The organism is Burkholderia sp. Ac-20344 (genome assembly GCF_017104975.1).
In the GTDB taxonomy this organism is placed as follows: domain Bacteria; phylum Pseudomonadota; class Gammaproteobacteria; order Burkholderiales; family Burkholderiaceae; genus Burkholderia.
The window spans coordinates 1-25953 of record NZ_JAAGPP010000109.1 but is presented as its reverse complement, the minus strand read 5'-3'; the positions used below and the strand labels follow the sequence as shown (position 1 = coordinate 25953).

At 67.9% G+C, this 25953-nt stretch carries 29 protein-coding genes and 1 pseudogene; 4 read left to right on the top strand and 26 right to left on the bottom strand.

Translation table 11 applies throughout. The annotated features are described in order from the left end of the window. Positions 1 to 39: 39 nt before the first annotated feature. From G3N64_RS27975 to G3N64_RS27960, 5 genes and pseudogenes are all read right to left on the bottom strand, one after another. On the bottom strand, positions 40 to 495 hold the full coding sequence (locus G3N64_RS27975) for a MarR family transcriptional regulator (protein ID WP_205786862.1): 456 nt from the start codon (positions 493 to 495) through the stop codon (positions 40 to 42). A gap of 110 nt (positions 496 to 605) precedes the next feature. Then, positions 606 to 734: a hypothetical protein gene (locus G3N64_RS40255; RefSeq protein ID WP_277399135.1), complete on the bottom strand. Its 129-nt coding sequence runs from the start codon at positions 732 to 734 to the stop codon at positions 606 to 608. After that, positions 731 to 1102, bottom strand: a complete 372-nt coding sequence (locus tag G3N64_RS27970; protein ID WP_205786861.1) for a GFA family protein — start codon at positions 1100 to 1102, stop codon at positions 731 to 733. Before G3N64_RS27970 ends, G3N64_RS40255 begins: the two co-directional genes overlap by 4 nt. A gap of 181 nt (positions 1103 to 1283) precedes the next feature. Beyond that, positions 1284 to 2384: a nitronate monooxygenase gene (locus G3N64_RS27965; RefSeq protein ID WP_205786860.1), complete on the bottom strand. Its 1101-nt coding sequence runs from the start codon at positions 2382 to 2384 to the stop codon at positions 1284 to 1286. Between the two features lie 305 nt (positions 2385 to 2689). Beyond that, positions 2690 to 2815, bottom strand: a pseudogene (locus tag G3N64_RS27960) (MFS transporter); the annotation flags it as partial. Positions 2816 to 3465: 650 nt separating this feature from the next. Here G3N64_RS27960 and G3N64_RS27955 point away from each other — a divergent pair. Next, positions 3466 to 4929, top strand: a complete 1464-nt coding sequence (locus G3N64_RS27955; protein WP_205786859.1) for an MFS transporter — start codon at positions 3466 to 3468, stop codon at positions 4927 to 4929. A 67-nt stretch (positions 4930 to 4996) separates the two neighbouring features. Here G3N64_RS27955 and G3N64_RS27950 read toward each other — a convergent pair whose 3' ends face one another. From G3N64_RS27950 to G3N64_RS27910, 9 genes are all read right to left on the bottom strand, one after another. Then, positions 4997 to 5731 (bottom strand): class I SAM-dependent methyltransferase, encoded by a 735-nt coding sequence (locus tag G3N64_RS27950; RefSeq protein ID WP_205786857.1) that lies wholly within the window; start codon positions 5729 to 5731, stop codon positions 4997 to 4999. 105 nt (positions 5732 to 5836) lie between these two features. Continuing rightward, entirely contained in the window at positions 5837 to 6133 is a 297-nt protein-coding gene (locus G3N64_RS27945; protein ID WP_205786870.1) for a 4Fe-4S dicluster domain-containing protein, read from the bottom strand. A gap of 2 nt (positions 6134 to 6135) precedes the next feature. Continuing rightward, the gene (locus tag G3N64_RS27940; protein ID WP_205786856.1) at positions 6136 to 6444 is read right to left on the bottom strand and encodes a hypothetical protein; all 309 of its coding nucleotides are present in this window, start codon (positions 6442 to 6444) and stop codon (positions 6136 to 6138) included. A 12-nt stretch (positions 6445 to 6456) separates the two neighbouring features. Further along, positions 6457 to 7014: a sigma-70 family RNA polymerase sigma factor gene (locus G3N64_RS27935; RefSeq protein ID WP_205786855.1), complete on the bottom strand. Its 558-nt coding sequence runs from the start codon at positions 7012 to 7014 to the stop codon at positions 6457 to 6459. A gap of 329 nt (positions 7015 to 7343) precedes the next feature. Continuing rightward, positions 7344 to 8237 (bottom strand): LysR family transcriptional regulator, encoded by an 894-nt coding sequence (locus G3N64_RS27930; protein ID WP_205786854.1) that lies wholly within the window; start codon positions 8235 to 8237, stop codon positions 7344 to 7346. Positions 8238 to 8297: 60 nt separating this feature from the next. Beyond that, positions 8298 to 9161, bottom strand: coding sequence for an alpha/beta hydrolase (locus tag G3N64_RS27925; RefSeq protein ID WP_205786853.1), 864 nt, complete (start codon positions 9159 to 9161; stop codon positions 8298 to 8300). 242 nt (positions 9162 to 9403) lie between these two features. After that, on the bottom strand, positions 9404 to 9787 hold the full coding sequence (locus G3N64_RS27920; RefSeq protein WP_174918805.1) for a VOC family protein: 384 nt from the start codon (positions 9785 to 9787) through the stop codon (positions 9404 to 9406). A 22-nt stretch (positions 9788 to 9809) separates the two neighbouring features. Next, a complete protein-coding gene (locus G3N64_RS27915; protein ID WP_205786852.1) occupies positions 9810 to 10772 on the bottom strand; it encodes a hydroxymethylglutaryl-CoA lyase in 963 nt (320 codons plus the stop codon). Between the two features lie 24 nt (positions 10773 to 10796). Then, complete coding sequence (locus G3N64_RS27910) at positions 10797 to 11987, bottom strand: CoA transferase (RefSeq protein WP_205786851.1); 1191 nt, start codon at positions 11985 to 11987, stop codon at positions 10797 to 10799. On the opposite strand from G3N64_RS27910, the gene G3N64_RS27905 reads away from it, so the two are divergent. Both G3N64_RS27905 and G3N64_RS27900 read left to right on the top strand, forming a co-directional pair. Beyond that, positions 11986 to 12249, top strand: a complete 264-nt coding sequence (locus G3N64_RS27905; protein ID WP_205786849.1) for a hypothetical protein — start codon at positions 11986 to 11988, stop codon at positions 12247 to 12249. The genes G3N64_RS27910 and G3N64_RS27905 overlap by 2 nt on opposite strands. Then, positions 12239 to 13204, top strand: coding sequence for a D-2-hydroxyacid dehydrogenase (locus G3N64_RS27900; protein WP_205786847.1), 966 nt, complete (start codon positions 12239 to 12241; stop codon positions 13202 to 13204). Before G3N64_RS27905 ends, G3N64_RS27900 begins: the two co-directional genes overlap by 11 nt. Positions 13205 to 13435: 231 nt before the next feature. On the opposite strand, the gene G3N64_RS27895 is transcribed toward G3N64_RS27900, so the two are convergent. The 12 genes from G3N64_RS27895 to G3N64_RS27840 all read right to left on the bottom strand — a co-directional run bounded on the left by G3N64_RS27895 (position 13436) and on the right by G3N64_RS27840 (position 25092). Then, complete coding sequence (locus tag G3N64_RS27895) at positions 13436 to 13648, bottom strand: hypothetical protein (protein ID WP_006497261.1); 213 nt, start codon at positions 13646 to 13648, stop codon at positions 13436 to 13438. A 293-nt stretch (positions 13649 to 13941) separates the two neighbouring features. Beyond that, complete coding sequence (locus tag G3N64_RS27890) at positions 13942 to 14379, bottom strand: hypothetical protein (protein ID WP_205786845.1); 438 nt, start codon at positions 14377 to 14379, stop codon at positions 13942 to 13944. Positions 14380 to 14564: 185 nt separating this feature from the next. Beyond that, positions 14565 to 15488, bottom strand: a complete 924-nt coding sequence (locus G3N64_RS27885; protein WP_205786843.1) for an ABC transporter permease — start codon at positions 15486 to 15488, stop codon at positions 14565 to 14567. Next, the gene (locus tag G3N64_RS27880; RefSeq protein WP_205786841.1) at positions 15488 to 16357 is read right to left on the bottom strand and encodes a sugar ABC transporter permease; all 870 of its coding nucleotides are present in this window, start codon (positions 16355 to 16357) and stop codon (positions 15488 to 15490) included. Before G3N64_RS27880 ends, G3N64_RS27885 begins: the two co-directional genes overlap by 1 nt. Before the next feature lie 40 nt (positions 16358 to 16397). Beyond that, a complete protein-coding gene (locus tag G3N64_RS27875) occupies positions 16398 to 17477 on the bottom strand; it encodes an ABC transporter ATP-binding protein (protein ID WP_205786839.1) in 1080 nt (359 codons plus the stop codon). Positions 17478 to 17526: 49 nt separating this feature from the next. Further along, positions 17527 to 18693, bottom strand: a complete 1167-nt coding sequence (locus G3N64_RS27870) for an extracellular solute-binding protein (protein WP_205786837.1) — start codon at positions 18691 to 18693, stop codon at positions 17527 to 17529. 313 nt (positions 18694 to 19006) lie between these two features. Continuing rightward, entirely contained in the window at positions 19007 to 19582 is a 576-nt protein-coding gene (locus G3N64_RS27865) for an alpha/beta hydrolase (protein ID WP_205786835.1), read from the bottom strand. A gap of 18 nt (positions 19583 to 19600) precedes the next feature. Further along, complete coding sequence (locus tag G3N64_RS27860; RefSeq protein ID WP_205786833.1) at positions 19601 to 20941, bottom strand: MFS transporter; 1341 nt, start codon at positions 20939 to 20941, stop codon at positions 19601 to 19603. Between the two features lie 178 nt (positions 20942 to 21119). Further along, positions 21120 to 22175: a 3-keto-5-aminohexanoate cleavage protein gene (locus G3N64_RS27855; protein ID WP_205786831.1), complete on the bottom strand. Its 1056-nt coding sequence runs from the start codon at positions 22173 to 22175 to the stop codon at positions 21120 to 21122. 120 nt (positions 22176 to 22295) lie between these two features. Then, positions 22296 to 23144, bottom strand: coding sequence for a TauD/TfdA family dioxygenase (locus G3N64_RS27850; protein ID WP_205786829.1), 849 nt, complete (start codon positions 23142 to 23144; stop codon positions 22296 to 22298). 10 nt (positions 23145 to 23154) lie between these two features. Beyond that, positions 23155 to 24135, bottom strand: a complete 981-nt coding sequence (locus tag G3N64_RS27845; protein ID WP_205786826.1) for a quinone oxidoreductase — start codon at positions 24133 to 24135, stop codon at positions 23155 to 23157. A gap of 18 nt (positions 24136 to 24153) precedes the next feature. Beyond that, positions 24154 to 25092 carry a universal stress protein gene (locus G3N64_RS27840; protein ID WP_205786824.1) on the bottom strand — a complete coding sequence of 313 codons (939 nt, stop codon included), beginning with the start codon at positions 25090 to 25092 and terminating at the stop codon, positions 24154 to 24156. Positions 25093 to 25333: 241 nt separating this feature from the next. On the opposite strand from G3N64_RS27840, the gene G3N64_RS27835 reads away from it, so the two are divergent. Further along, a partial coding sequence (locus G3N64_RS27835; RefSeq protein WP_205786822.1) for an AAA family ATPase occupies positions 25334 to 25953 on the top strand: 620 nt, incomplete at its 3' end.

The following is a 25953-nucleotide window of genomic DNA, read 5'->3' as shown; positions in this document are numbered from 1 at the left end:
CGGCGCGATGCTCGTGCCGGCCGCAGGTTGTCCGGGTGTTTATTCGTCGGTCGACCGGATCAGGTTGCCGCGCAGCGTGACGATCGCCTTCTGCATCTTTGCGAATTCGTCCGGCTTCAACCCGGTGGCTTCGACCAGATTCATGTCGAGCCCCTTCTCGCGCACGCGGCGGCCGCTCTTCGTCAGGCTGACGAGCACCTGGCGTTCGTCCGACGGATCGCGGTGCCGCTGCAGGTAGCCCATTGCCTCGAGCTTCTTCAGGATCGGCGTCAGCGTATTGGATTCGAGGAACAGCTTCTCGCCGAGCTGGCCGACCGTCTGGTTGTCCTGCTCCCACAGCGCAATGATCGTGATGTATTGCGTGTACGTGAGGCCGAGTTCTTCGAGGATCGGCTTGTACGCCTTGCCGAATGCAAGATTCGTCGAGTAGATCGCAAAGCACAGGAACTCGGACAGCTTCGGCGCGGCAGCGGATGGGGTTTCGGTCGGTTTCATGGACTTCCTCCAGCGGCGCGAACGGCCGCAGATGGACGCATTATATATCGCGTGCGATCTTATCGGAAGCATGATAATCGTTCTCGACGAACCGGTTGGGTGGTGCGCCGTCAGTCCGCCCTGCGGCGCTTGCCGGTCTGCACGCGGCTGGATGACACCAGTGTGCATTGCACCGGATGCGCGATTTCGGTCGCGAGCCCGCCTGCGGCAAACAGCAGGATCATCAGCCAGCGTTTCATGCGTCCTCCACGACCGAAAGGCTCGCGCCGTCGGCGACCGTCGCGTCAAGCGCGTACGGATCGATGCCGTCGAGGCAGCCGAGATTGACGCGCCAGCATGCGGGGTCCTTGCGCGTCTGATGGAACGGATAGACGCCGCAATGGCTGCAGAAATAGTGGCGCGCCGTGCGGGTGTTGAAGCGGTAGCACGTCAGCGCGCCCTCGCCCTCGACGATCTTCAGTTCGCTTGCGGCGAACATCGGGCTCATCAGCGCGCCGCGCCGGCGGCACAGGCTGCAGTTGCAGCGCACCGCCGGCGTAACGGCGGTTCGGACTTCGAATTTGACGGCCCCGCAATGGCAGGACCCTTTGAACCAGGTTGCAGACACGATGCACTCCCGAAGAGGTCATGCCTGCTTTATAGCGGACGCCCGAACCGGCGTTGTATCGCGATGTATCTGCGGTTCGCGCAGATACAGAACATTGCAAATCGGCGGCGGGCGGCGTAGTACGGGGGCGGCGATCGGGGTGCGTTCGGCGATCGCCGGCATGTACCCGCGAATCGTGCGATCAATCCAGCACGCGTTGCAACCGCTCGATCGCAGCCCGCGTTTCGCGCTCGAGCGTGGCGAACAGCTCGGCAGCCGGCAATGACCGCGCGAGCGGCGCCGCCTGCCCGGCCCACTGCGCACCGTAGCCGAATTCGCCCTTCGCCTTCGCGGCCGCGTGCAGCGCCTTGCCGGCGTCGTACGCGATCGGGTACGCGGGCGTGGCCGGTGCGTGCGGGTCGTTGCCGAGCGCGGTCAGCCGGTTCGCGATACCGCGCGCGATCCGGCCGGAGATCGCGGCCGTGAGCGTCGTGCGGCGTGCCGCGTCGCCGAGCAGCGCGCGGCGATAGCCGTCGTCGATCGACGTCTCCGGGCACGCGACGAATGCGGTGCCGAGTTGAGCGGCCTGCGCGCCGAGCGCGAGCGCGGCGGCGATGCCCTCGCCGTCCATGATGCCGCCGGCGGCGATCACCGGCAGCGCGCATTCGCGCGCGATCAGGCGCGTGAGCGCGAACGTGCCGAGGCGGTCGTCGTGCGCGGTCGAATCGAACACGCCGCGGTGCCCGCCTGCTTCGATCCCCTGCGCGACGATCGCGTCAATGCCGGCGGCGGCAATCTGCCGTGCCTCGTCGAGATTCGTCGCGGACGCGAACAGCGTGATGCCCGCACGCTTCAGCGCGGCGATCACGTTCGCGGACGGCAACCCGAAATGGAAGCTGACGACGGCCGGTGTTTCTTCGACGAGCAGCGCCTGCATTGCTTCGTCCGCGACGAAGCTCGTATAGATCTCCGACAGCGATGCGGGCGGCGTCGCGCCGTATTCGCGGAACACCGGCGCGAGCCAGTCGAGCCACGCGCGTTCGACGGCCGCGTCGGCGCGGGCCGGCCGGTGGCAGAACACGTTGATGTTGAACGGCCGGTCGGTGAGCGCGCGCGTGTCGCGAATCATCTTGCGGGCGCCGTCGGCGTTCGTCGCGCCCACGCCGAGCGAGCCGAGCCCGCCCGCGTTCGACACGGCGGCGGCCAGTGCCGGCGTGCTGACGCCGGCCATCGGCGCCTGGACGATCGGTGCGCGCAGGCCGAGCGTGCGCAACAGCGTCCAGTTGTCGGTCGATTGATTCATGTCGGGTGCCTCCTGCAAGATCTGCAATCGAAATGCTTCGGCCGGATGCGGGCTGAAGCGCGTGGGTCGGGTTCGGGCCGGTGCGCGTTTGTCGTGCTTTGCGCGCAACCGGTCACGTGAAAGTCATATCGAAAACGATGGGCGGCCGTGCCGTGCGGTGTCTGCAAATGTGGCGTCCACGATGCGTGGTGAAGGTGTGCGTTGTCGAGCCTCCCGGGCCGCGACACCCGCAACTGCACCCATCCTACGCCGGCCCGCGATCCGCCGGCCAGCTGCTATCGGCCGCGCGCCCAATGCGCGAGCCCCGCGCAAACCATCACGACGCCGGCGACGCGCGCGAGATGGTCGCCGCCTGCACCGGGGCCGCCGATATAGACGGTGATGATCGGCTCGATCGACATGTTCGCGAGCAGTACCATCATCGCCATTGCGTGGCGACGAACGCCTTCATCGCATCGATTCGATCCATGGCGTGTGATTGGGGGCAAGCGGCGTTGTGACGGGGGCTGAAAGCGAGCGAGCAGTCTACCGCACGCAGGCGCGGTGCCTTGCCGGGGGAGACTGCACCTGCGGATTTGGCCCTGCAATGCGCAGGCGAAGAAACCGCATGACCGGCCGTCAGGGTGCAGCACTTTGCGCTGGAGCGCGGCAACTCCGTGCGCGTGTTTTACGGGGCGGCTGCTTGTGCCGGCTGACTGAGCACGACAGCGTGGCCGCCGGCGGATGTCGAGCCGGTGGCCACGCAACCGGCCTCATGGTTTTCCCGGCCAGCCGGTTGCGTGAGCGCGCAACCGGATCCGGTGCATGACCGCGCGCCACGCAGGCTGCACGGGCCTGCCGCGCCCATGCCGGCTGCCGCGTGTTCCGCACCCTTTCTGCGCAGGAAAGGACGCTTGAAACATCCGCAATTATCACGTGCCGCGGATTTGCCCACCATGTGTCGGACGATCGGTACAGCCCGCCTATCCGGCCCTTTCACCGGCCTTGCGGTGCCTGCCGCCACGTCGTGCGACCGGATGCCTCGCGCCGGTCGCGAACGGCCGGGCCCTGCGCCACGGCGTATCGATAATCAGGAGACACGATGAACAGCCATTCCCTCGATCTCGGCGGCAACGCGGGTGGACCCGCGTCCGCACGACCGCCGGCCGTTGCCACCGGCGTCGGCGCCGACGCGCCGGCCCTTCCCGCCCGCCGCGTCACGCTCGGCGATTTCATGGACGACCTGCCGGTCGGCGCATTGCACCGGTTCGTCGTCTGGGTGATCGGCATCGGGCTGTTCTTCGACATGTACGAGATCTTCCTCGTCAGCACGATCGGTTCCGCGTTGCAGAACGAATACGGGCTGAGCCGGCAGAGCACCGATTTCAAGCTGCTGCTGGCGTCGGCCTTCATCGGCATGTTCGTCGGCGCGATGTTTCTCGGCAGCCTCGCCGACCGCATCGGCCGGCGCAAGGCGTTCCTGCTGACGCTCACGTGGTACAGCGCATTCTCGCTGGTCGGCGCGTTTTCGGTGAATGCCGACATGCTCGTTGCGTGCCGGTTCCTGACCGGCATCGGCGTCGGCGCGATCTATCCGGTCGCCGACAGCTTCCTGTCCGAGATCCTGCCGAAAGAAAAGCGCGGCCGGCTCGCCGCATGGGCCTATACGACCTCCTATGTCGCGGTGCCGCTCGTCGGCTTCCTCGCGCTGTGGCTCAACCCGCTGCATGTGGGCGGCGTGGCCGGCTGGCGCATCATTCTCGCGATCGGCAGCCTCGGCGCTGTGTACGTGTTGTTCGTCCAGCACCGGTTGCCGGAGAGCCCGCGCTGGCTGCTCGCGCAGGGTCGCACCGCCGACGCGCATGCGGCATTGCGGCGCTTCGCGGAAGGCACCGGCGTGCGCGTGCCCGAGCAGTTCGCGGAACCGGTCGAGCCGCAACGGCCGCTCGGGCTCGGCGAGCGTATCGCGCTGCTGCGGCGCGAACCGTATGGCGCGCGCTACCTGATGCTCGCGATCTTTCACCTGTTCCAGGGCTTCGGTTATTACGGCTTCGGTACGCTCGCCAGTACGGTCGTGAAGAGCCGCGGCTTCGATGTGACGGACAGTACGCTGTTCATTGCGCTGTCGTTTATCGGCTATCCGATCGGCTCGCTGCTGTCGATTCCGCTGCTCAACTGGATCGAGCGCCGCACGCTCGTGATCGTGTCGATCCTGTCGATCGCCGTGTTCGGGCTGTGCTTTGCGTACTCGGGAAACACCGTGCTGATCGTCGGCTTCGGGTTCCTGACGACCTGTGCGTCGAACGTGTTCAGCAACGCGTATCACGTGTACCAGGCGGAGATTTTTCCGGCGCGCGTGCGTTCGACGGCGATCGGCAGTACGTATGCGCTGTCGCGGATCGTCAGCGGTGCGCTGCCGTTCGTGTTGCTGCCGGTGCTCGCGCGTGATGGCGCGGGGGCGATGTTCGGCGTGATTTCGGTCGCGCTCGGCATCGTCGCGGTCACGCTGCGCGTGCTCGGGCCGCTGACTACGCGGCGCAGCCAGGATGAGATCAATCCGGTTTGAGCGTGTTTCGATGCGGGGGCGCGGGAACGCGTGCCCGCATTATTTTTGGTGCTTCGCGACAAGGCCCCTAAGACGACGTTCCCGCTTGAGAAACGACGACCGTAAATTCGATCCCCGATTCAAAATCCAGCGTCGTGGTCGAGAACCGCGGATCGTCATCGAGGTAGCGCTTGTACGGTCGAACGGCTTCCTCGGCCGTGTACATGTTGTCGGCCAGTACGATCGATCCCGGGCGCAGCAGGCGCTCGATCCCCTTGAACACCTTCAGATAGACGTCGGCCCATACGTCGATGAATACCATGTCGAAAGTACCGTCCAGCCCGGCAATGGTCTCGAAGACATCGCCTTCCCGCACGTCGACATAGGCGTCCAGGCCCGCTGTTCCGACGTGATCGCGCAAACGCGTGCACTTGATGGCATCGCGTTCGGTCGCGACGATCACGCCACGGCCCAACGTGCGCAGCGCCTCGGCGAAATACAGCGTGGACACGCCGCATGAACTGCCGAGTTCGAGGATTCTGGCCGGACGTTGCGAGAGCACCAGGTTGCGCAAGAATCCTCCCGTTTCCGGCGACACGGCCAACGACAGCGGACTGCCTTCCGGGGACGCGAAGTCGTCGCTGGACAGCCCGAACGTTTCGAGAAACCGCCCCCTCAGACGGGGTGCGATCGCTTCGTATTCCTCGGCTAACGACAGAAAATCCTCGTTCGATCCCTGGAACTGCGCGCGGGCGCGGGCGACGATTTCGGTCCGGCTCTCTTCATGGAGCCGCCGCAGAAGGTCGGTGGTGGGTGAAGCCATGTGCGTTCCTTGACGAAATTGGTTACATCGACGTTGTATCCAGCGACTGCCTCTCCCGCCAGGGCGTCTGCGCTGTCGCTCGATATCGGCGATACACGAAGGTGGCTATGCCGTTCGGGCGAGCGTGATTGCGCGTTCGGGGCACGCCGTTACGCACAGTCCGCACGACCGGCACGCATGCGCGTTCGGCGTGTAGGCGACTTTCATTCCATGCACGCGCAGTTTCAGGCGATGCATCAGGTCGAGGCCGACGTAATCGGACTTGTCGATACGCCGGATCTCGAACACGTTCTCGGGGCAAACCGCGACGCAGTCCCCTTTTCCTTCGCAACGTTTCAGATCGATGACCGGCGCGATCACGCCCGGTTTCTGTTTGCAATCGCCGGTTGATGTTTCGCGCACGATCACTCTCCCGTGGGCCGGCTGCTACCGGATCGCCACGCAGTCCGGAAATGCTCGCGTTCTTCGGGTGTCATGGATTCCCACTTGCGCCAGTGGCGCCGGCCGCGCCAGCCGTTGTGTCCGCGGAATCCGCCGAACAGGATGCGGCTCAGCACGAGCAGGCCCAATGCATGGGCAAAGTCGATCGTACGGGCGCCGACGAATAGCGCCGGCATCACCCAGTTCCACAACATCATGACGACCCATCCGAGCACGCCTATGGCGACCACTGCGAGCAGCGCCTTGCCTGCACATCTGATTCGAAAATTCATCTGTCGACTCCTCTAGGTATTGTCCAGTTCGTCATAAACGGGCTGCAGCCGGGCACGCAGATGCAGGACTGCATAGCGTTTGCGAGCAAGCAGCGTATTGAGCGCGACACCGCTTTGCTCGGCCATCTCCTTGAAGGAGCAGCCTTCCAGTTCGTGCGCGATGAATACCTCGCGCTGATTCGCCGGCAACTCGTCGAGCGCATCCTGCAACGCCTTGAGCAAGAGCGTCCGCGCGTAGCGCGCTTCGGGGCCGGCATCGTGCGCGGGTAGCGCGAGGCCCAGGCGATACTCGCTGTCCGCGTCATCCTCCGCGTCGAACAGATCCGCCAGCGGCTGCTCCTTCTTCTTGCGAAAGCGGTCGACGATACGGTTGCGCGCGGCACGGAAAAGCCACGCGCTCGCCTGTTCGATTGGCGCCGGCAGCCGGTAAGCCTGGACGAACTCGTGAAACACATCCTGCAGAACGTCCTCGGCATCGTCCGGGTCGCGTATCCGACGCCGGATAAAGCTCACGAGCCTCGTTCGTTCACGCATCACTATCGCGGTGATGTCGCGGTCTGGGTCGGTCATCGTGCGTGAAGTGAGTGCGATTCCATACGCCTGAAGACGTTTCAGGCGCGCGAATATTGTGTCGAGTATGAAAAATTACTGCCGGACGCGTCGGCTTGACGGCGGAATGTCGTGCGCGCCGCCACGCCGAGGGAACACCAGTTTGCGCGGCCCGGCGGCCATCGCTGACGCAACCGGTTGCGACGTAAAGATAGTGAAAGGAATGAGCCCGTAACGACAAGGCGGAAAATGATCTGCGCGGCAGCGAAACGTGCAGGCGGCAGGCACGTGCCCCCGGCGTCGATGTTCCCTGAACGAGATGGAGAAGCGCTTTTCGTATTAAACCGGCGTCACCGCGCCGACATGAAATCGAACAGCTTCGCGATATCCGTTGTCAGCACGGTGCCGGCCTTCACCCCCACCCACAGCGTTCTCGTCGCCCACGCATCGTCGAGCTTCACGACCCCGAGCCGCGTCGCGCGCTCGCCGGTCACCGCGTCGCGCGGCAATATGCCGATGCCGAGCCCCGCCTCGATCATCCGGCTCACGCCGTCGAAATTCGATACCTGGATCCGCAGCTTCAGCGAACGTTCAACCGCGAACGCGGCGTCGGTCATGCGCGCGAGCAGCGAACTGCCGTCGCTGAGCCCGACGTAGTCCTCGTCGAGCGTATCCGCGAAGCGGATGCTGTCGCGTGAAGCGAACCGATGCGTACGCGGCACGAGCAGCACGAGCTCGTCGCGCCGGTACAGCCGCCGTTCGATGCCGGGGGCCGGCACGTTGTCGGCGAACACGCCGAGATCGGCCTTGCCGGACGCGAGCGCGTCGACGATCTCGTGGCTCAGCCGTTCCTCGAGGCTCACCTTGATGCCCGGATTGTCGGTGAGGAACGCGGCGAGATCGGCGGGCAGGAACTGGACGATCGCGGACGTGTTGGTCCACACGTGGATGTGGCCGCGCACGCCGGCGACGTAGTCGCTCATCTCGTGCGCCATCCGGTTGACCTGTTCGATCACCTTCGCCGCATGGTCGAGCAGCGCGCGGCCCGCGGGCGTCAGCTCGACGCCACGCGCATGCCGGACGAACAGCGCACTGCCCGTCACGCTTTCGAGCTCGGCAATGCGCTTGCTGACCGCGGACAGCGTGAGCTGGCCGTGCTCGGCCGCTTTGGTCAGGCTGCCGTGCTCGGCGACGAGCGCGAACACGCGCAGCGACTGCAGATCGAAATGAAGCGGGTTCACCATGTCATGGGTCCTGGGAAGGCCGTGCCGGCGTGTGCTTTCATCGCGGCGGCCTGACGCCGATCATACGCCCGGCCGCCCCCACGCGATACGGCGCGCCTGGCGCGGCGCGGTCGACCGCATTGCGGCGAGCATCGCACTGTCCGGCTTCGCGAGATCATCGAGCACGTCGAAGTGCTGCATGCCGGGGAGCCCGACGTGGACGATCCGTTCGCCGGCTGCGTCGCACGCCGCCGCGTAGTCACGTGCTTGCCGGATGAGTTCGGGCAGCTCGGCGTCGCCGACCGCAACGACCATCGGCGCGCCGGGCCCGATATGGCGCAGCGGGCTGTATGCATCGACTTCGCGTGCGGTCAGCTGCAGCTTGTCGTTCAGGCAGCCCAGCGAGATCGGTTCGAGATCGACGAGCGGGCTGATCGCAAGCGCCGAGACGACGGCCGGGTGCGCGCGGTGCACGGCCGTCAGGTGGCCGCCCGCCGAATGGCCGCTCAGGTGGATCGGCCGCTTCGCGGTACCGAGGCCGTCGGGGTCGTTCGCGAGGTAATCGAGCAACGCACCGATCTCGCCGACGATGTCGGTCATCGTCGCGACCGGCGCGAGCGTGTATTCGGCGAGGATCACGTCGAAACCGCATGCGAGCGGCCCGCTTGCCGCATACGCGAAATCCTCTTTCGCGCAGTGCTGCCAGTAGCCGTCGTGAATGAACACGAACAGCGGCGCATCGGGCTGACCGCACGACAGCCAGTCGAAACGCTGCGCGGGTTGCGCACCGTAACGCAGGTCGCGCCGGCCGGACGCGCCTTCATGGAACACCGCACTGCGCGCCTGCATCGACGCCAGCAACGCGGGGAAATCGGGTACCACCTTCGTGTTCAGATAGGCGGCGTCGAGCGCCGCGCGGTCCATGCCGCGATAGAGGATCGTCATCGGGAATCGCCTGGGTCGGGTTGCGGAAGCGCGGACGCGAGCGTCGCGCCTGGTGCGAAGGCGGCCGCTCGGTCGCCGATGCACGCATTATCCGCAGCGCGGCACGGGCCGGCTATCCGGAATCGGCGAGCGCGGAAGCCGGCTGTCCGTTTTCGGCGGGAGATCGGCGCGGCATGCGGCCGCGCCGGCGCGACTCGGGTCGCATGCGCGATGGCACGTGACGGCCGGCGGTGCGCCCGCCGTCAGATCAGCTCGGAGATCTCGATCAGGTTCAGGTCGGGATCGCGTACGTAGACCGACCGGATCTTCTGCGTCGCGCCCGTGCGTTCGACGGGCCCTTCGACGATCGGCCATTCGACGCGCTTCAGGTGCGCAATCACGTCGTCGAGCGGCACCGACGCGATGAAGCACAGGTCGAGCGCGCCAGGCACCGGCACATGCGCTTTCGGTTCGAATTCCGCGCCGCGCACGTGCAGGTTGATCTTCTGGTTGCCGAAGCGGAACGCGATCCGGCCGGCGCCGAAGGTTTCGAGCTGCATCTGCAGCACCTCGGTGTAGAAATGTTTCGTTCTGTCGGGATCGACGCAGGTCAGCACGAGATGGTCGAGGTGATCGATCAGCGCCATGAGATTCGCTCCTGTTCGTTGTTCATGAGAATGCGCGTTGCGCGGGCATGTCGCCGGCGTCGGCGTGCGGTGGCGGATGAAGGTCCGAGCGGCGCCCGGCCTTCAGGATCTGGCTCGGCACGTCATGACCGATCAGCGCGGGCAGCCGTGCCGATGCGGCCAGCACGGCCGCGAGGTCGACGCCCGTATCGTAGCCGTCGAGTTCGAGCATGTGCACGAGTTCTTCGGTGCACGCGTTGCCGGTCGCGCCCGGCGCGTACGGGCAGCCGCCGAGGCCGCCGAGCGATGCGTCGAAGCGGTCGATCCCGGCGTCGAGTGCCGCGAGCGTGTTCGCCAGCGCCATTCCGCGCGTATTGTGGAAGTGCAGCGTGAGCTGCGGCGCGCCGAAGCGCTCGCGTGCGCGTGCCGACAGTTCGCGCACCTGCGACGGAAATGCCATGCCCGTCGTATCGCACAGCGTGAAGCCGTGCACGCCGAGATCCGCGAAGCGCTGCATCCATGCGAGGACGCCCGCGGCCGGCACGTCGCCTTCCATCGGGCAGCCCATCGCGGTCGACAGCGATACGTTGATCGCGACCCCCGTGCCGCGTACCGCGTCGATCACGTCGCGCAGCTGTGCGAACGACTGCTCGCGCGTCATCCGCAGGTTCGCGCGGTTGTGGCTTTCGCTCATCGACATCACGAGGTTCACTTCGTCGACGCCGCACGACAGCGCGCGCTCGGCGCCACGCACGTTCGGCACGAGCACCGTATAGACGACGCCCGGCGCGCGCACGATGCCGTGCATCACGGCCTCCGCGTCGCGCAGCGCGGGGATCGCCTTCGGCGACGTGAACGACGTGACCTCGATCTTCGCGTAGCCGCACGCGCTCAGCGCGTCGACGAGCGCGATCTTGTCGTCGGTGTCGACGAATGCCGCCTCGTTCTGGAAACCGTCGCGCGTCGCGACTTCGTGGATGGAGAGCCGCTTGCGTTGCCCGTTCATGCTGTCTTCTCCTGTTTTCGCTTCTCAGATCACGCCGCGCGTGCGCCAGTCGCCGCGCGTCGCCGCATCGATGCCGAGCGATTCGAGTACCGCGTCGGTATCCGCGCCGAGCGCGGGCGCCGCGTGTTCGATGCGCCCGGGCGTCGCGCCGAGCTTCGGCACGATGCCGGGCACGAGCACCGGCGTGCCGTCGGGCAGTGCGGCATCGACCAGCATGTCGCGCGCGCGGTAATGCGGATCGGCCGCGATGTCGGCCACGTCGTAGATGCGCCCGGACGGGATGCGCGCTTCGTTCAGCGCGGCCAGCACGGCGTCGAGATCATGCTGCGCGCTCCACGCGCCGATCGCCGCGTCGATGCGCTCGACCTGCGCGACCCGCCCGTCGTTGTGCGCGAGCGCGGGATCGTTGCCGAGATCGGGCCGGCCGATCAGCTCCATCAGGCGCCGGAAGATGCTGTCGCCGTTGCCGGCGATCAGCGCGTACTTGCCGTCGCGGCAGCGGTACGCGTTGGTCGGCGCGATGCCCGGCAGGCCGCTGCCGGCCGCCTCGCGCACGGCACCGAACGCCGAGTATTCGGGCAGCAGGCTTTCCATCATGTTGAACACCGACTCGTACAGCGCGACGTCGACGACCTGCCCCTTGCCGCCCTGCTGCTCGCGATGCCGCAGCGCGAGCAGGACGCCGATCACGCCGTGCAGCGCCGACAGCGAATCGCCGAGCGAGATGCCGACGCGCACCGGCGTGCGGCCGGGCTCTCCGGTCAGGTGCCGCAGGCCGCCCATCGCCTCGGCGATCACGCCGAAACCGGGGCGGTCGCGGTATGGGCCCGTCTGGCCGAACCCCGACACGCGCAGCATCACGAGCCCCGGATTGATCGCGGACAGCGCGTCCCAGCCGAGCCCCCAGCCTTCGAGCGTGCCGGGCCGGAAGTTCTCGATCAGCACGTCGGTTTCGGCGACGAGGCGGCGCACGACGTCCTGCCCTTCGGGGGTGCGCAGGTCGAGCGTGAGGGAGGTCTTGTTGCGCGACTGCGCGGCCCACCAGACCGACGTGCCGTCGTGCAGCAGCCGCCATTTGCGCAGCGGGTCGCCGAGCCCGGGCGGCTCGACCTTGAGCACGTCGGCGCCGAATTCGGCGAGCATCCGGCCCGCGAACGGCCCGGCGATCAGTTGTCCGAGTTCCAGCACGCGGATGCCGTCGAGGGGGCGTGTCATGGTTGTCTCCGATGAAATCGTGTTGTCGATGACGGCGATCATGACGGCGTTCGCGCCTGGCGAAAATCGATCGATGCTCAACCCGCCTTTCCGAAACGGAAAGGCGGGTGGCGCCACCGTTGCCCTGCACGATGCGTCAGCCTTTCCGTCCGGGAAAGCGCGCTCGCGCAACGGTCAAACGACGGCCCGCGCGCCGCCGGCAGAATCGAAGCCGTTCCGCGCCCGCCGGGCGCCTGTCAGCGAGACCCGCCATGTTTTCTGATTCCTCTCCCGCGAAGATCGTGTTTCTCGACCGCGCGACGCTGTCGCCGCAAACCGTGCTGAAGCCGTTCCCGTTCCCGCACGCGTTGCGCACGTTCGACCGGACGGCCGCGCACGAGATCGCCGCGCGCATCGGCGACGCGGACATCGTCGTGACCAACAAGGTGCGGCTCGACGCGGCGGCGCTTGCCGATGCGCGGCGCCTGCGGATGATCGCGATCGCCGCGACGGGCACCGACATCGTCGATCTCGACGCATGCGCGGCGCGCGGCATCGTCGTGAGCAACATTCGCGGGTACGCGGTCCGCACGGTGCCCGAGCACACGTTCGCGCTGATCTTCGCGCTGCGCCGCAGCCTCGTCGCGTACCGCGACGCGGTGCGTGCGGGCCGCTGGCTCGACAGCGGGCAGTTCTGCTTTTTCGATCATCCGATTCGCGACCTGGCCGGCTCGACGCTCGGGGTCGTCGGCGACGGCGTGCTCGGCCGCGCGGTGGCCGGCATCGCCCGCGCGCTCGGCATGCAAGTGCGGTTCGCGGCGCACGGCGGTGCGTCGGGGAACGACCACGTGCCGCTCGACACGCTGCTGCACGACAGCGACGTGATCACGCTGCACTGCCCGCTCACACCCGCGACGCGGCACCTGATCGATGCAGCCGCGTTCGCGCGGATGGCGCGCCGGCCGCTGCTGATCAATACCGCGCGCGGCGGGCTCGTGGACGAAAGCGCGCTCGTCGACGCATTGCAGTCGGGGCAGATCGCGGGGGCGGGGTTCGACGTGGTCACGCAGGAGCCGCTGCCGGCCGCGCATCCGTTCCACGCGATCCTGTCGCATCCGGCATTCATCCTGACGCCGCACGTCGCGTGGGCGAGCGACGAAGCGATGCAGGCGCTCGCCGATCAGCTCGTGGACAATGTCGCCGCGTTCGTGGGCGGGACGCCGCGGCACGTGGTATGACGTGCGTGGCCGATGGTGCGACGGAAGGTCATTTGAACCGCGCAAACAGAACGGCCCCGCTCGATGGCTCGAAGCGGGGCCGGCTGAATTCGGGGGCTGCTTACGCCAGCGACTCGGCACGTAACGGGTTCGTGCATCCGCCCTGTCTCGGGGCCGGTTTCTGAATGCCTGATGGGTGCAGCGCCAAGGAATTCAGACCCCCGGTGATGGACGGCAAGTCCGAAAATCGGCTCAGTAAGCAGACATCTCGACGCAAGGATCGACCTTGGACGGCGAGCAGATGACCGAATACTTGGCGCTCTCGCGCATCAGCGCTTCGCCTTCGTGCAGTGCGATCTTGATCTCGGGGTGACGCTCGTACGCGAGGAATGCCGAGCACACGACTGCGGACATCACGACGAGGGAAAACACAAATTTTTCAAGGGTTTGGAAGCGTTCAGGCATGGTTCGACCTATCTCTCAGGCCGCCATTATATCTCGAAATAAGGGTTTTCCCTATAATCCGGCCCGCATATCGAGGATGCATTCGAGCGCATCCGGCCGTCCGGCGGTGCCGGCAACCGGGTTCGGTCCGGCTGGCCGCGGACGCTGACTGACCGGTGCCCGTGCGGCGACGGCCGCGCGGATAGTCGTTGTCGATCGCGTGCCGTCCTCACGAGGAACGGTGCGGCGAGACCTTCAGGAACGAGAGACCCGGCCCGGCAGGAAGGAAGAGAAAAGCCCGCCGCCCGCGCGCGTCACTTCGGCGCCGACGCGCCGCTCGCCGCATTGCCGGGCCACGCCTTGCCGATCTCGTCGACCAGCGATTTCGCGGTGCCCGTCACGAGCGCTGCGTCGACGCCGGACGTCTGCCACGCGCCGTCGGCGGCCTTCACGAAGGTCAGGTTCGCGCGCGAAGGCTTGTAGTCGGCATTGCGCCACGTGACCACGACATCGCACGAGTACGTGCGATCGCCGAGCTTCTTGCAGTCGCCGTCGGGCTTCGCTGACACGACATCGGCCGAGACGGGCAGCGGCTGGCCGAACAGCGCGTTCAGGCCGCCATGGTTTTCCGCCTCGAGCGCGCGGCGCACGGCGGCATCGACGTCGCTCGATCCGGGGCCGTCGTGGAGCAGGTTGCAGGCGGCGAGCAGCGTCGATGCACCGGCGAGTGTCAGCAGCGTTTGGAACTTCATGGATATCCGTCAATCGTGGGAACGTCGGGTAGCACGCGGCGACGCGCATGAATACGTTCGCCGGGCCGATACGCCGCGTAGTCTGCAACGTCCGCGGGTCGTGCGCGGTATCCATTTGTAACCAATTGCACGGGCGCGCAGCGGCGCCGCGTCCGCATGTTCATGTGTCCATTTGTCACCCACGCTTACGGCCGCTCCTGCTTCACGCGGCTCACGAGCTGCGTCGGGCTCACGAACTGCAGCGCGATCACGACCCACACGAGCGTGATGGCCATGTAGATCATCGCCATCGCGTCGATCGACTGCGGCGCGCGCACGCCGGTCGAGAACACCGCGTAATACAGCGCGACGACGAGCGTCTGCGTGCTCGGCCCCGCGGTGAAGAACGTCAGCTCGAACATCCCGATCGTGCGCACCAGCACGAGCAGCCCCGCCGCGAGCATGCCGGGCACCAGCAGCGGCAGCAGCACATAGCGGAAATAGCGCCACGTGTTCGCGCCGAAGATGCGCGCGGCGGCCTCGAGATTCGGATCGATCTGCTCGATGAACGGGGTCATCACGAGGATCACGAACGGCAGCGCCGGCACGAGGTTCGCGAGGATCACGCCGGGCAGCGTGCCCGCGAGCCCGACCTTGTACATCACGGTGGCCATCGGGATCCCGTACGTGACGGGCGGCACCATCAGCGGCAGCAGGAACACCAGCAGCGCGAAGCGCTTGCCGCGGAACCGCACGCGCGCGAGCGCATAGGCGGCCGGCACGCCGAGCGCGATCGACAGCAGCACGACCGCGCCGACGACCTCGACGGTCACCCACAGCACGCTCGCGAGCTGGAAGTCCTCCCACGCCTTCGCATACCAGTGCAGCGTGAAGCCCTGCGGCAGCGGCGTGCCGAACCAGCGGGTCGCGATCGAGTTCACCGCGACGGTCGCGATCAGCAGCATCACGTTCAGCAGGAAGAACGCCATCAGCCCCCACACGAGCGCCTTCCACGCGCGGCCGGCGAGATTGCGCGTCATCTTCTGCGGGTTCCTCGCGTCGACGGGCCGCGCATCGGGCGCGTCGTGCTTCGGCGGCCACGTGCGCGAGGCATGATTGTCGGTCGCCATCAGCCCTTGCCTCCCGTCACCGCGCCCGTATAGAAGAAACGGCGCGCGCCGAGCATCGACGCGACCACCAGCAACTGCACGAAACCCATCACGATCGCGATCGCCGATGCCAGCGAATAATCGTAGCTTTCGAACGCGGCTTCCGCCGCCGCGATCGAGATCACGCGCGTGGGCCCGGCCGGCGCGCCGAGCAGCACGGCCGACGGGAACACCGAGAACGCCTGCACGAACGACAGGCATGCGGCCATCGTGAGCCCCGGCACGAGCAGCGGCAGATAGATCTGCCGGAACTGCTGCCACGGGTTCGCGCCGAGCGTCGCCGCTGCACGCGCGAGCGTCGGGTCGATGCCGCTGATGTACGACAGCATCAGCAGGAACGCGAACGGAAAGCCCGACACGATCAGCGACAGCAGCACGCCCCAGTAGTTGTGCGTGAGGCGCACTTCGTCGGTATACAGGTGCAGCCCTTGCAGCGCCTGCGGGAACCAGCCGTTCGGCCCGAAATACGTGAGCATCCCGTCGGCGACGAGCACCGTGCCGAGCGTGACCGGAATCACGAGCAGCGTCGTGACGAACTTCTGGTACGGCGAATGGCGGCGCAGTGCGAACGCGACGGGCACCGCGATGCCGACGTTGAGCAGTGTCGCCGGCACCGCGAGCTTCAGCGTGACGAGCACGGTCGGCCACATGGCGGTGTCGGTGAAGAACTGCACGTAGTTCGCGAGCGCGCCGCCGCCGTTCATCGGCTGGAACGACAGCACGAGGCCGTACGCGAACGGATAGATGAACAGCGCGACGATGAACGCGAGCGCGGGCGTGACGAGCCAGGCCTTCGCGTCACGCGGCGTGCCGGCCGAGAGCGTGCTCATGCGACCTCCCGATGGCGCACCGCTGCGACCGCCGGGCCGTTCATTGCGGCGCGCCCGCATAGACGAGCGTGCGTGACGGCGCGACGCGCAGGCGCAGCCGCTCACCTTCCGCGAATTCGCCGGCGACGCGCGCCCAGATCGGGCCGAACGGTGTGACCGCACGGATCAGCGAATCGCGGCCGCCGTACTCGACCGTTTCGACGGTCGCATCGAACGTGTTGTCGCCCGCATCGTCCGCGCGCTCGATGTCGTCGGGACGCAGCGCGACCACGACATCCTTCGCATCGAAGCCGGCCATCGGCACGCCCGTGAGCCGCACGCCGCCCGCGGCGACACGCACGCAATCGCCGGCCATTCCTTCGAGCGTGAACGGCAGCACGTTGCGATAGCCCATGAAGCGCGCGACATGCAGGTTGTGCGGGCGCGTGTAGACGTCCTTCGGCGTCGCGACCTGCTGCACGACGCCCTCCTTCATCACGACGATGCGGTCGGCCATCGACAGCGCCTCGTCCTGGTCGTGCGTCACGTAGATCGTCGCGCGTTCGAGCTGCGTGTGGATGCGGCGGATCTCGGCGCGCATCTCGATGCGCAGCTTCGTGTCGAGGTTCGACAGCGGTTCGTCCATCAGCACGAGCGGCGGCTCGATCACGATCGCGCGCGCGATCGCGACGCGCTGCTGCTGTCCGCCCGACAGTTGCCCGGGCAGCTTGCCCTCGTGGCCGACGAGCTGCACGAGCTCGAGCGCCTGCTGCGCGCGCCGCCGCGTTTCCTGTTTCGGCACGCCGCGCATCTTGAGGCCGAAGCCGACGTTGTCGAGCACCGACATGTGCGGAAACAGCGCGTAGTTCTGGAACACCATCCCGAAGCCGCGGCGCTCGGGCGGCAGCACGTCGATGCGCGTGTCGTCGAGCCAGATGCCGCCGCGCGTGAGCGGCTGCAGCCCCGCGATGCAGTTGAGCGCGGTCGACTTGCCGCAGCCCGACGGGCCGAGCAGCGCGATGAATTCGCCGCGCCGGATCTCGAGATCGAGCCCGTCCAGCGCGGCGACCTGCGCGCCTTCCGCATTGGTGAAGCTGCGGCACACACCATCGAGCCGCAGCCGTTCGAAACTGTGCTTCATTGCGCGAACTCCATCGACGCGGGCGCCGCGGCGCCCGCCGGTGCATGCGTCACTTCGACTTCTGCGAACCGATCTCGCGATCCCACTTCTGGAACGCGGCGACCATCGCCTGCGCGTTGAGCGGCTGCACGTGCGGGCGATCCGCGAGCAGCTTCGCGTACTCGGGGCGGCCGAACTTGCGGACCACCTCCTGGCTGCGCGCGGGCGCCATCTCGAGCGTCACGCCCTTCACCGCCGGGCCCGGATAGAAGTAGCCGTCGTCGTAGGTCATCGCCTGCTGCGCCGGTTCGAGCAGGAAGTTCATCAGCTTGAACAGCACGTCGAGTTTTTCCTTCGGCACGCCCTTCGGGATCACCATGTAGTGCGCGTCGTTCACCCACGTCATGGTGTCGAATGCCTGGACCCTGAACTCGGCCGGCACGATGCCCAGTGCGCGCGGGTTGAGATCCCAGCCGGTGACGGTCACGGTCATGTCGCGCGTGCCCTCGCCGAGCTCCTTCATCACGGCCGACGTGCCGCCCGGGTAGTACGGCACGCAGTCGTTCAGCGCCTTGAGGAACGCCCAGGTCTTGTCCCAGCCGTTGATCGGATCCTGCGGATTCTTGTCGCCGAGCACGTACGGCAGCCCCATCAGGAACGTGCGGCCGGGGCCCGAGTTCGCCGGGCGCGCGTAGATCAGCTTGTTCGGGTGCGCCTTGCACCAGGCGAGCAGTTGGTCAGGCGTCTTCGGCGGGTCGCTGACCTTCGCCGGGTTGTATTCGAGCAGCGGGCCGGCCGGCATGTAGGTGACTTCGAGACCGAAGCCCTGCGCGAGATCCTGCATCTTGCGCGGGCCGGGCGCGTATTTGTCGAGCACGCCGGGGAACGCGGCCGCGTCGTCGGGCAGCAGCTTCAGCCACAGGTTCTGCTCGATGCCGGCGGCCAGCGCGTCGGTGCCCGTCAGCACGAGGTCGATGTCGGCGCGCCCCGCCGCCTGCATCGCCTTGATCTTGCCCGGCAACTGCGGCGCGGGCGCGTTCGTGAACGTGACGTTCGATACGAGGTTCGGGTTCTTGTCCTTGAAGGCTTCGATGGCCTTCTGCGTGAGCTGCAGGTTGCCCGCGACGTCGACGATGTTCAGCGAAACGGGGGCGGCAACGGCTGCCGCGGCCGACAGCGTGAAACCCAGGGCGAGTGCGATCCGGCGGACACGGCGAGCGATCGTGGTGGCGTTCATGTCTCCTCACTTCGGTCGGTGGATGGGACCTTTCTTTTCAGGAAATCATGACGGCGTTATACGATGTCGGTCAACAAAAAACCGCGGTGCGCGGGGCGGGACTTTCCCTGACAAACACCTTCCGTTTGTTGATGATTTGTGTGCCAGCCGCTGCCATGGAGCCGTGTGGCGTTGCGTGCCCCGCGTGTTAAGACGTCGTATCTCGGCGGGCAGCGAAATGGAATCGGTTCGGGACCGCATCGCAGCCCGATGGCGACGGGGAGCGCGCCGGGCACCCGGCCGGGCGCGGCGCGTGAAAGACAGGGACAGTCAGTCAGGCCGCGCCGAGTGCGGCCACCTCGGCGATCAACCGCTCCGCATCCTGCCACTCGCCATACCCTGACGCCGGATTCAGGTGCCCGACCTCCCCCAGATCGACGAGCTGGCTGCCCCACCCGGCCGCCAGCGCCGCGACGCGCTCGAAACGCGCGAGCGGATCGTTGCGGCTCGCGGCGACGATGCTCGGAAACGGCAGCCGTTCGGCCGGTACCGGTGTCCAGCCGTTCGCGTCGATCGCCTCGGGCGTTGGATAACCGGCGGGCATCGGCGACTCGAGATCGGCCGGCGCCGCGAGCAGCGCGCCGTGGATCTTGCGCGTGGCCTGCCGTGCCCAGTGCACCGTCATCATCACCCCCGCGCTGTGCGCGACGAGGATCACGGGGCCGTCGATCCCGGCCAGCGCCGCATCGAGCGCCGCGACGCGCGCGGCGCGGCTCAGCTTGTCGGCTTCGAGCGGTGCGACGGCGCGCGCGTTCGGCAGGCGCCGTTCGAGGTGCGTCTGCCAGTGGTCTTCGACGTGATCGCGCAAGCCGGGCACGATCAGGATGGTGGGGGCGGTCGTCAGGGTCATGCAGTCTCCGAAAAGCGTTCAGGAAAATTGGGACGCGCGCCGTTCGCGTTCGACGCGCGCGAGGTCGGCCACATAGCTCGCGCGTCCGATCGCGAACAGCACGGCGGCCATGAGCGGCACGACAGGAATCCACTGCAGTGCGCCCACGAGCCCGGCGCGATCGGCAACCCACCCCGTCAGCAGCGGGCCCGGCGCCATCCCGAGCAGGTTGTTGGCGAGCGTGAGCGTTGCGAATGCCGATGCGTGGATCGCGGCCGGCGTCAGGTTCGCGACCATCGCGCCCGATGCGCCGGACGCACCCGCGGCGACCAGCATCCCCGCGCAGATCAGCGCGAGCTGCAGCGGCCCGGGCGGCAGCCGGAACGCGACCGCGAGGCAGACGCCCGTCAGCACGCAATACGCGATCGCGGTCAGCCACTTGCGCTTGCCGTCGGTCTTGCCGACGCGGTCGGTGACGATCCCGCAGCCGACCATCCCGACGCCCGCGAGCAGCACGAAGCCGGCCGCGAGCACGGCTGCGCGGTCGGGCGCCATCGCGTAGTAGCGGTTCAGGTAGCTCGGCAGCCACGCGAACAGCGCACCCGGCACGAACAGGTGCAGCCCGCTGCCGAGATACGCGCAGATCACCGAACGCGACGCGAACAGGCCCGACATCAGCACGCGCACGCTGCCGCGCAGGTCGCACGGCGTGCTGGCGTCGCGCCGGCAGGGTTCGGTGCCAAGTTCGGCCTGATACGCGGCGAGCCGCCGTTCGGTCACGACGCAGCGATACGCGACGAGCAGCACGATGCCGAGCGCGGCCATCACGCCGAACGACCAGCGCCAGCCGAGATGCGCACCGACCAGCCCGCCGAGCGCCATCCCGAACACGGAGCCGAACGCGCCGCCGGCCATGAATGCACCGGTCAGCGTCGCGCGCAGGCGTGCCGGAAAGATGCTGAGGATCAGCGCGACGCCGACGCTGCCGTACGCGGCTTCGCCGAGCCCGACGAGGCCGCGCGCGACGAGCATCTCCGCGTAGTTGGTCGACAGCGCGCAGCCGAGCGTTGCAACGCTCCACAACGCGGCCATCAGCACGATGCTGCGCACGCGCCCGAAGCGGTCCGCGAGCACCGACAGCGGAAACGTGAGCAGCCCGACCAGCAGCGCGACGACGCCGGACAGCGAACCGAGCTGCGTGTCCGACAGCGCCCAAGCGTGCTTGAGCAGCGGGAACACGGCGTTGAGCACCTGCCGCGACATGTAGTCCGACAGCAGCAGGCCGACGGTCAGCCCGAACACGAGCCACGCATACGCGGGCGCGCGCCGGCCGGCGGCGGCGACGTCCTGCATCGACGGCTCGACGTGATGGATCAGCATGCGTGTCTCCTCCGGCGCCGGAGGTCGTGCTCCGGCGCGGCTTGCGTGGCCCCGCTCCGTTGACCGGAGTCCGCCCCCGCGCCGTGCGCAGGGATGGGTTGCCACGCCACAACGATCGGCGGGCGGCGGCCGCCACGGCCGCTTGCCCGGATGCCCGGATGCCCGGATGCGCGGCGCGTCAGGCGGCCCGCAGCGGCACGTTCGCCTGGCCCGGCCGGCGGTTCGGCGCCATCCCGAGCTGCGCCAGCGTCTCGTCGATGCCGTCGTACTGCACGCCGATCCGGTAGATCGCCTTCGCCTCCTTGCCGGTCGCGATGTCGCGGCCGAGTTCGCGCGCGATCCGTGCGCACTGCTCGACCTGCTGCACCGACGTCATCCGGTTGCCCTTCTGGTCGATGATCGTGTCCTCGATCCCGCAGCGCGGATGCAGGCCCAGCGCCATCGCGACCGTGTTGATCGGCAGCACGTTCTTCATCAGCGATTCGAGCGTGATGCACGCGCCGTCGGGGCAACGCCGCACGAACTCCATGAAGTTGTACGGATTCGGGCCGTCGAAGCCGCCGCCGATGCCAACCCACGTGACGTTCAGCGGGCCGCGATAGACGCCGCGGCGGATGATCCGTTCGAGCGTTTCCAGCGCGTGCATGCCGGTGAGCTGGAAATGCGGCTGGATGCCGGCCGCCTGCAGGCGGCGCAGGTGCTCGTCGACCCAGCCGGGGCCGGCCGGCACGGTCATCTCGCGGTACGCGTCCCACAACGCGGCTTCGTTCAGCGACGTGCCGGCGATGTCCTGGCGATTCATCAGCTCGGTGATGTTCATCTGCACGGTATTGATCGCGACCGTCACCTGGTCGGGCTTCGGCGTCAGCTCGGCGAGCATGTGGCGCGTGTCGTCGGACAGCCATTTCGCATCGGCGCCCTCGCCTTCCGGCGCGAACGAGATCGAGCCGCCCACCTGCAGGATCATGTCGGGCACCGCCTCGCGCAGCCGGCCGAGCAGCTCGTTGAATTTCGACAGCCGCTTGCTGCCCTTGCCGTCGAGTTCGCGCACGTGCAGGTGCAGCACCGTCGCGCCCGCGTTGTAGCAGTCGACGGCCTTCTGCACGTGCTCGTCCATCGTCACCGGAATGTCTTCCGGAAAATCGGCCGGCATCCATTCGGGGCCGTACGGTGCGACCGTGATGACCACCTTGTCCTGGTTTTCCGGGTGCAGCGAATCGTCGAGAAATTGCATGTCGTCCTCCAGTGGAAATCGTTGTATTTCGGGCGTACGGGCGTGCGTATCCCGCCGCGCCGGGCGGAATGCCCGGCGCGTTGCATGGGTTTTCAGGGACCGGTTACGGTGCGGGCGCGCTCAGAACGGCACGTCGCCGACGATGCCCGCGCGCTCCATCCGGCGCACGCACGGCGGGTAGTCCATCACCGCGTAGTGCTGGGTGCTGCGGTTGTCCCAGATCGCGACGCTGTTCTTCTGCCAGCGCCAGCGCACCTGGTATTCGGGGATGGTCGCCTGGCTGATCAGGTACTGCAGCAACTGGCCGGCGCCGGGATTCGCGTCCTGCCCGACCCGCACGCGCGCGGGTGTGTGGAAGTTCGTGAAATGCGTGGTGAACGCGTTCACGTACAGCACCTTCTCGCCCGTTTCGGGATGCGTGCGCACGACCGGATGCTCGGCGTCCGGGTACTGCGCCTTCAGCGCAAGGCGCTTGTCGATCGGCATCGCCGCGCCGAAGCTCGCCTCGATGCTGTGGCGCGCGCGCAAGTCGTCGATCTGCTGCTTCACGTGCTCTGGCAGGCGCTCGTACGCGAGCACCATGTTCGCCCACATCGTGTCGCCGCCAACCGGCGGCCCCTCGACGCAACGCAGCACGCAGCCGAACGGCGGCGCCACGCGCCAGCTCGCATCGCTGTGCCACGCATTCTCGTAGCGGTCGTTCGGCTGGTCGGGCGACTTGTAGATCCGCACGAGCCCCGGGTGCTCGGGATCGCTGCCGGCCACCGGATGATCCTCGAGTTCGCCGAAGCGCCGCGCGAACGCGACGTGCTCGGCGCGCGTGATGTCCTGGTCGCGCAGGAACAGCACGCGATGCCGGAGCAGCTGCCCGCGGATCTCGGCGAACAGGCCGTCGTCGTGCACGGCGTCGGCGAGGCTCACATCCAGCAGTTCCGCGCCGATCGCACAGGTCAGGGGTTCGACTCGCATGCGCGTCTCCTCAGACGATGAACACCGACGAACCGGTCGTCTTGCGCGATTCGAGATCGCGGTGTGCCTGCGCGGCATCCTGCAGCGCATAGCGCTGGTTGATCTCGATCCGGATGCGGCCGGCCGCGACGTGCGCGAACAGTTCGCCGGCCAGGTCGTTCTTTTCGGCCGGATCGGCGATGTAATCGGCCAGCGCCGGACGCGTCAGGTACAGCGAGCCCTTCATCGCGAGGCGCTGCGGATCGAACGGCGGGATCGGGCCCGACGCGGTGCCGACGCAGACCATCAGCCCGCGCCGCTTCAGCGAATCGAGCGAGCCTTCGAAGGTGTCCTTGCCGACGCTGTCGAACACGACGTCGACGCCCGCGCCATCCGTCAGCTCGCGCACGCGTTTCGCAACGTCCTCGCGGCTGTAGTCGATCGTATGGTCGCAGCCGTGCGCGCGGGCAATCCCGGCCTTGTGCTCGCTGGATACCGTACCGATCACCGTGAGCCCGAGCAGCTTCGCCCATTGCGACACGATCAGCCCGACGCCGCCGGCGGCTGCGTGCAGCAGGATCGAGTCGCCCGGCGCGAACGCGTGGATGCGGCGCAGCAGGTAGGCCGACGTCAGGCCGCGCATCGTCATCGCCGCGGCCGTTTCGCACGCAATCCCGGCCGGCAGCCGCACGAGCGGCGCGGCGGGGATCAGCCGTTCGGTGCTGTACGCGCCGAGCGTGTTCAGGAAGCCCGTGTAGGTCACGCGGTCGCCGACGGCGACATTCGTCACGCCGGGGCCGACGGCTTCGACCACACCGGCGGCCTCGACGCCGAGGCCGGCCGGCAGCGGCACCGGATACAGGCCGCTGCGGAAGTACGTGTCGGCGAAATTCAGGCCGACCGCGTCGTGCCGCAGGCGCACCTGGCCGGGGCCCGGATCGCCGACGTCGATTTCCTCCCAGCGCAGCACATCGGGGCCGCCGGTTTCGTGGAATCGCACTGCATGTGCCATGTTGTTCTCCGTAGGGTGTCAGTCGGATGCGCGCCGCGCATCGTCGGGTTCGTTCGGTTCATTCGCACGTGGCGGCGTCGCGGTTGCCACATCCGCCAGCGGTTGAGGTTCATCCAGTCCGGCCCAGTCCGCGTCGCCCAGGTAGCGCCGCGCGGCCGGGAAAATCACGCCTTCCATCCGCCCCATCTGCTCGAACGCGCCGTGCGCATAGCGGGCGAGCGCCGTGTCGAACGCGGCCGACGGCAGCCCGCCCGCGGCGATCCGGGCAAGCGCATCGAGCGCTTGCGCGTCGCGCTGCCGCTGGCGGTCGAGTTCGTCCAGTTCCGCCGCAACGCACTCCGCCCGGACGCGCAACGCCGCGAAAAGGTGCGCTTCGATGGCCGTGCCGACACGGGCACGCTGCAGTGCGGCGAGCGATGCCAGCGCATCGTGCATGTCAGCCGCTTGCCGCGGCGACGCGTCCACGTCCGCGTCCGAACCGGACGCCATCAGCGCATGCAGCAACCCGCCGACCGCGCGATGCGCATCGAGGCAGCGCGCCATCACGCGCGCCTCGGCAGGCGATCGCCGCGACGTGCACACGAGCACCGGCACGCCGCTCGTCGCGAGCAGGTGCTGCCGTTGCGCGCAGGCCGCCGCATCGGCATCGTGCGGCAGCGCCGCGACGCCGATCAGGTCGCAGCCGAGTTCGGCCGCAAGCGCACCAGGTGCCGCGTCGCCGGCCCCCGGATGGCCGGCCCCCGCAATCGCATGGGACAACCCCTGCGCCCGTGCGGCGGCTTCCACTTTCGCACCGTGCTCCGGCAGCCGCGCTCCGGATAAACGCGAGTCCGGCGCGGCGCCGGGCAGCATGAACGTGACCCGGGCGCCGACCGCGCGCGCCAGTTCGAGCGCATGGCCGATCGCGTCGATGCCGCCGGGCGTGCCGTCGACCGTCACGAGCAGATGGCGGTACATCGTGCCGCTCCGCTTATCCGGCGAACGGCGCGCTGCGCCGCGTGCCGGTCGATACGATGTTCATGGCCCCTCCTCGTTGCGTTCGTCATGCATCGGAACCCATGCTATCGATGCGGTGCCGGTGCGGCCCCACTCGTCGCGGGGGGGATTGACGCGCGAATGCGGTTCGACCGATCCTTCCCCCCACGCCCACCCCGGACGCTGCCCCGCACGGCACCGCCGGATTCCGACTGCTGCCCCGATGGCCCACCCTCCCGATCGCGCCGACGCGCCTCCCACCGAACTGGTCCTGAAGACGACCGCGCCGCGCGTGCCGGCGCAGTTGCTGGCCCGCGCGCGGCTGAGCCTCGCCGCGCCCGCTTTCGACGGCCGGCCGGTCACGCTCGTGCAGGCGCCGGCCGGTTACGGCAAGACGTCGCTGCTCGCGCAATGGCGCCGCGAAACCCTCGCACTCGGCCGCGCGGTCGTGTGGCTGTCGGCCGACGAACGCGACGATGCGGCGCGGTTGCTGCAGGGGCTCGTGCAGGCGGTGCGGACCGGCTGCGCGCGGCCCGGCTTCGGGCGCCTGATTCCGGTCGGCGCGGCCGATGCGGCGCGTGCGCTGGAGGGCGTGACCGCGTGGCTGGCCGAGGTCGCGCAACTGTCGATCGACGCGCTCCTGATCGTCGACGATGCGGAGCGGCTGCCGCCGGCCGGCCTCGAGGCGCTGACCTACGTGCTGCACAACGCGCCGCAAAACCTGCATGTCGTCGTCGCCGCGCGGCGCGGGCTCGATCACGTGGCCGGCGACCTGCTCGCCGGCGGGCAATGCACGCTCGCGGGCCCCGACTGGCTGCGCTTCACGCTCGACGAGACGATCGA

Excerpts from the sequence above, each read along its gene's own strand:
- G3N64_RS27915 (WP_205786852.1), bottom strand. The coding sequence starts at position 10,772 with ATGAACGGGCAACGCAAGCGGCTCTCCATCCACGAAGTCGCGACGCGC.
- G3N64_RS27920 (WP_174918805.1), bottom strand. The coding sequence starts at position 9,787 with ATGGCGCTGATCGATCACCTCGACCATCTCGTGCTGACCTGCGTCGAT.
- G3N64_RS40255 (WP_277399135.1), bottom strand. The coding sequence starts at position 734 with ATGAAACGCTGGCTGATGATCCTGCTGTTTGCCGCAGGCGGGCTCGCG.
- G3N64_RS27870 (WP_205786837.1), bottom strand. The coding sequence starts at position 18,693 with ATGAACGCCACCACGATCGCTCGCCGTGTCCGCCGGATCGCACTCGCC.
- G3N64_RS27950 (WP_205786857.1), bottom strand. The coding sequence starts at position 5,731 with ATGGCTTCACCCACCACCGACCTTCTGCGGCGGCTCCATGAAGAGAGC.
- G3N64_RS27935 (WP_205786855.1), bottom strand. The coding sequence starts at position 7,014 with ATGACCGACCCAGACCGCGACATCACCGCGATAGTGATGCGTGAACGA.
- G3N64_RS27895 (WP_006497261.1), bottom strand. The coding sequence starts at position 13,648 with ATGCCTGAACGCTTCCAAACCCTTGAAAAATTTGTGTTTTCCCTCGTC.
- G3N64_RS27875 (WP_205786839.1), bottom strand. The coding sequence starts at position 17,477 with ATGAAGCACAGTTTCGAACGGCTGCGGCTCGATGGTGTGTGCCGCAGC.
- G3N64_RS27940 (WP_205786856.1), bottom strand. The coding sequence starts at position 6,444 with ATGAATTTTCGAATCAGATGTGCAGGCAAGGCGCTGCTCGCAGTGGTC.
- G3N64_RS27930 (WP_205786854.1), bottom strand. The coding sequence starts at position 8,237 with ATGGTGAACCCGCTTCATTTCGATCTGCAGTCGCTGCGCGTGTTCGCG.
- G3N64_RS27840 (WP_205786824.1), bottom strand. The coding sequence starts at position 25,092 with ATGTACCGCCATCTGCTCGTGACGGTCGACGGCACGCCCGGCGGCATC.
- G3N64_RS27890 (WP_205786845.1), bottom strand. The coding sequence starts at position 14,379 with ATGAAGTTCCAAACGCTGCTGACACTCGCCGGTGCATCGACGCTGCTC.
- G3N64_RS27905 (WP_205786849.1), top strand. The coding sequence starts at position 11,986 with ATGGTTGTCTCCGATGAAATCGTGTTGTCGATGACGGCGATCATGACG.
- G3N64_RS27900 (WP_205786847.1), top strand. The coding sequence starts at position 12,239 with ATGTTTTCTGATTCCTCTCCCGCGAAGATCGTGTTTCTCGACCGCGCG.
- G3N64_RS27965 (WP_205786860.1), bottom strand. The coding sequence starts at position 2,384 with ATGAATCAATCGACCGACAACTGGACGCTGTTGCGCACGCTCGGCCTG.
- G3N64_RS27925 (WP_205786853.1), bottom strand. The coding sequence starts at position 9,161 with ATGACGATCCTCTATCGCGGCATGGACCGCGCGGCGCTCGACGCCGCC.
- G3N64_RS27850 (WP_205786829.1), bottom strand. The coding sequence starts at position 23,144 with ATGCGAGTCGAACCCCTGACCTGTGCGATCGGCGCGGAACTGCTGGAT.
- G3N64_RS27860 (WP_205786833.1), bottom strand. The coding sequence starts at position 20,941 with ATGCTGATCCATCACGTCGAGCCGTCGATGCAGGACGTCGCCGCCGCC.
- G3N64_RS27975 (WP_205786862.1), bottom strand. The coding sequence starts at position 495 with ATGAAACCGACCGAAACCCCATCCGCTGCCGCGCCGAAGCTGTCCGAG.
- G3N64_RS27885 (WP_205786843.1), bottom strand. The coding sequence starts at position 15,488 with ATGGCGACCGACAATCATGCCTCGCGCACGTGGCCGCCGAAGCACGAC.
- G3N64_RS27845 (WP_205786826.1), bottom strand. The coding sequence starts at position 24,135 with ATGGCACATGCAGTGCGATTCCACGAAACCGGCGGCCCCGATGTGCTG.
- G3N64_RS27855 (WP_205786831.1), bottom strand. The coding sequence starts at position 22,175 with ATGCAATTTCTCGACGATTCGCTGCACCCGGAAAACCAGGACAAGGTG.
- G3N64_RS27910 (WP_205786851.1), bottom strand. The coding sequence starts at position 11,987 with ATGACACGCCCCCTCGACGGCATCCGCGTGCTGGAACTCGGACAACTG.
- G3N64_RS27865 (WP_205786835.1), bottom strand. The coding sequence starts at position 19,582 with ATGACCCTGACGACCGCCCCCACCATCCTGATCGTGCCCGGCTTGCGC.
- G3N64_RS27880 (WP_205786841.1), bottom strand. The coding sequence starts at position 16,357 with ATGAGCACGCTCTCGGCCGGCACGCCGCGTGACGCGAAGGCCTGGCTC.
- G3N64_RS27955 (WP_205786859.1), top strand. The coding sequence starts at position 3,466 with ATGAACAGCCATTCCCTCGATCTCGGCGGCAACGCGGGTGGACCCGCG.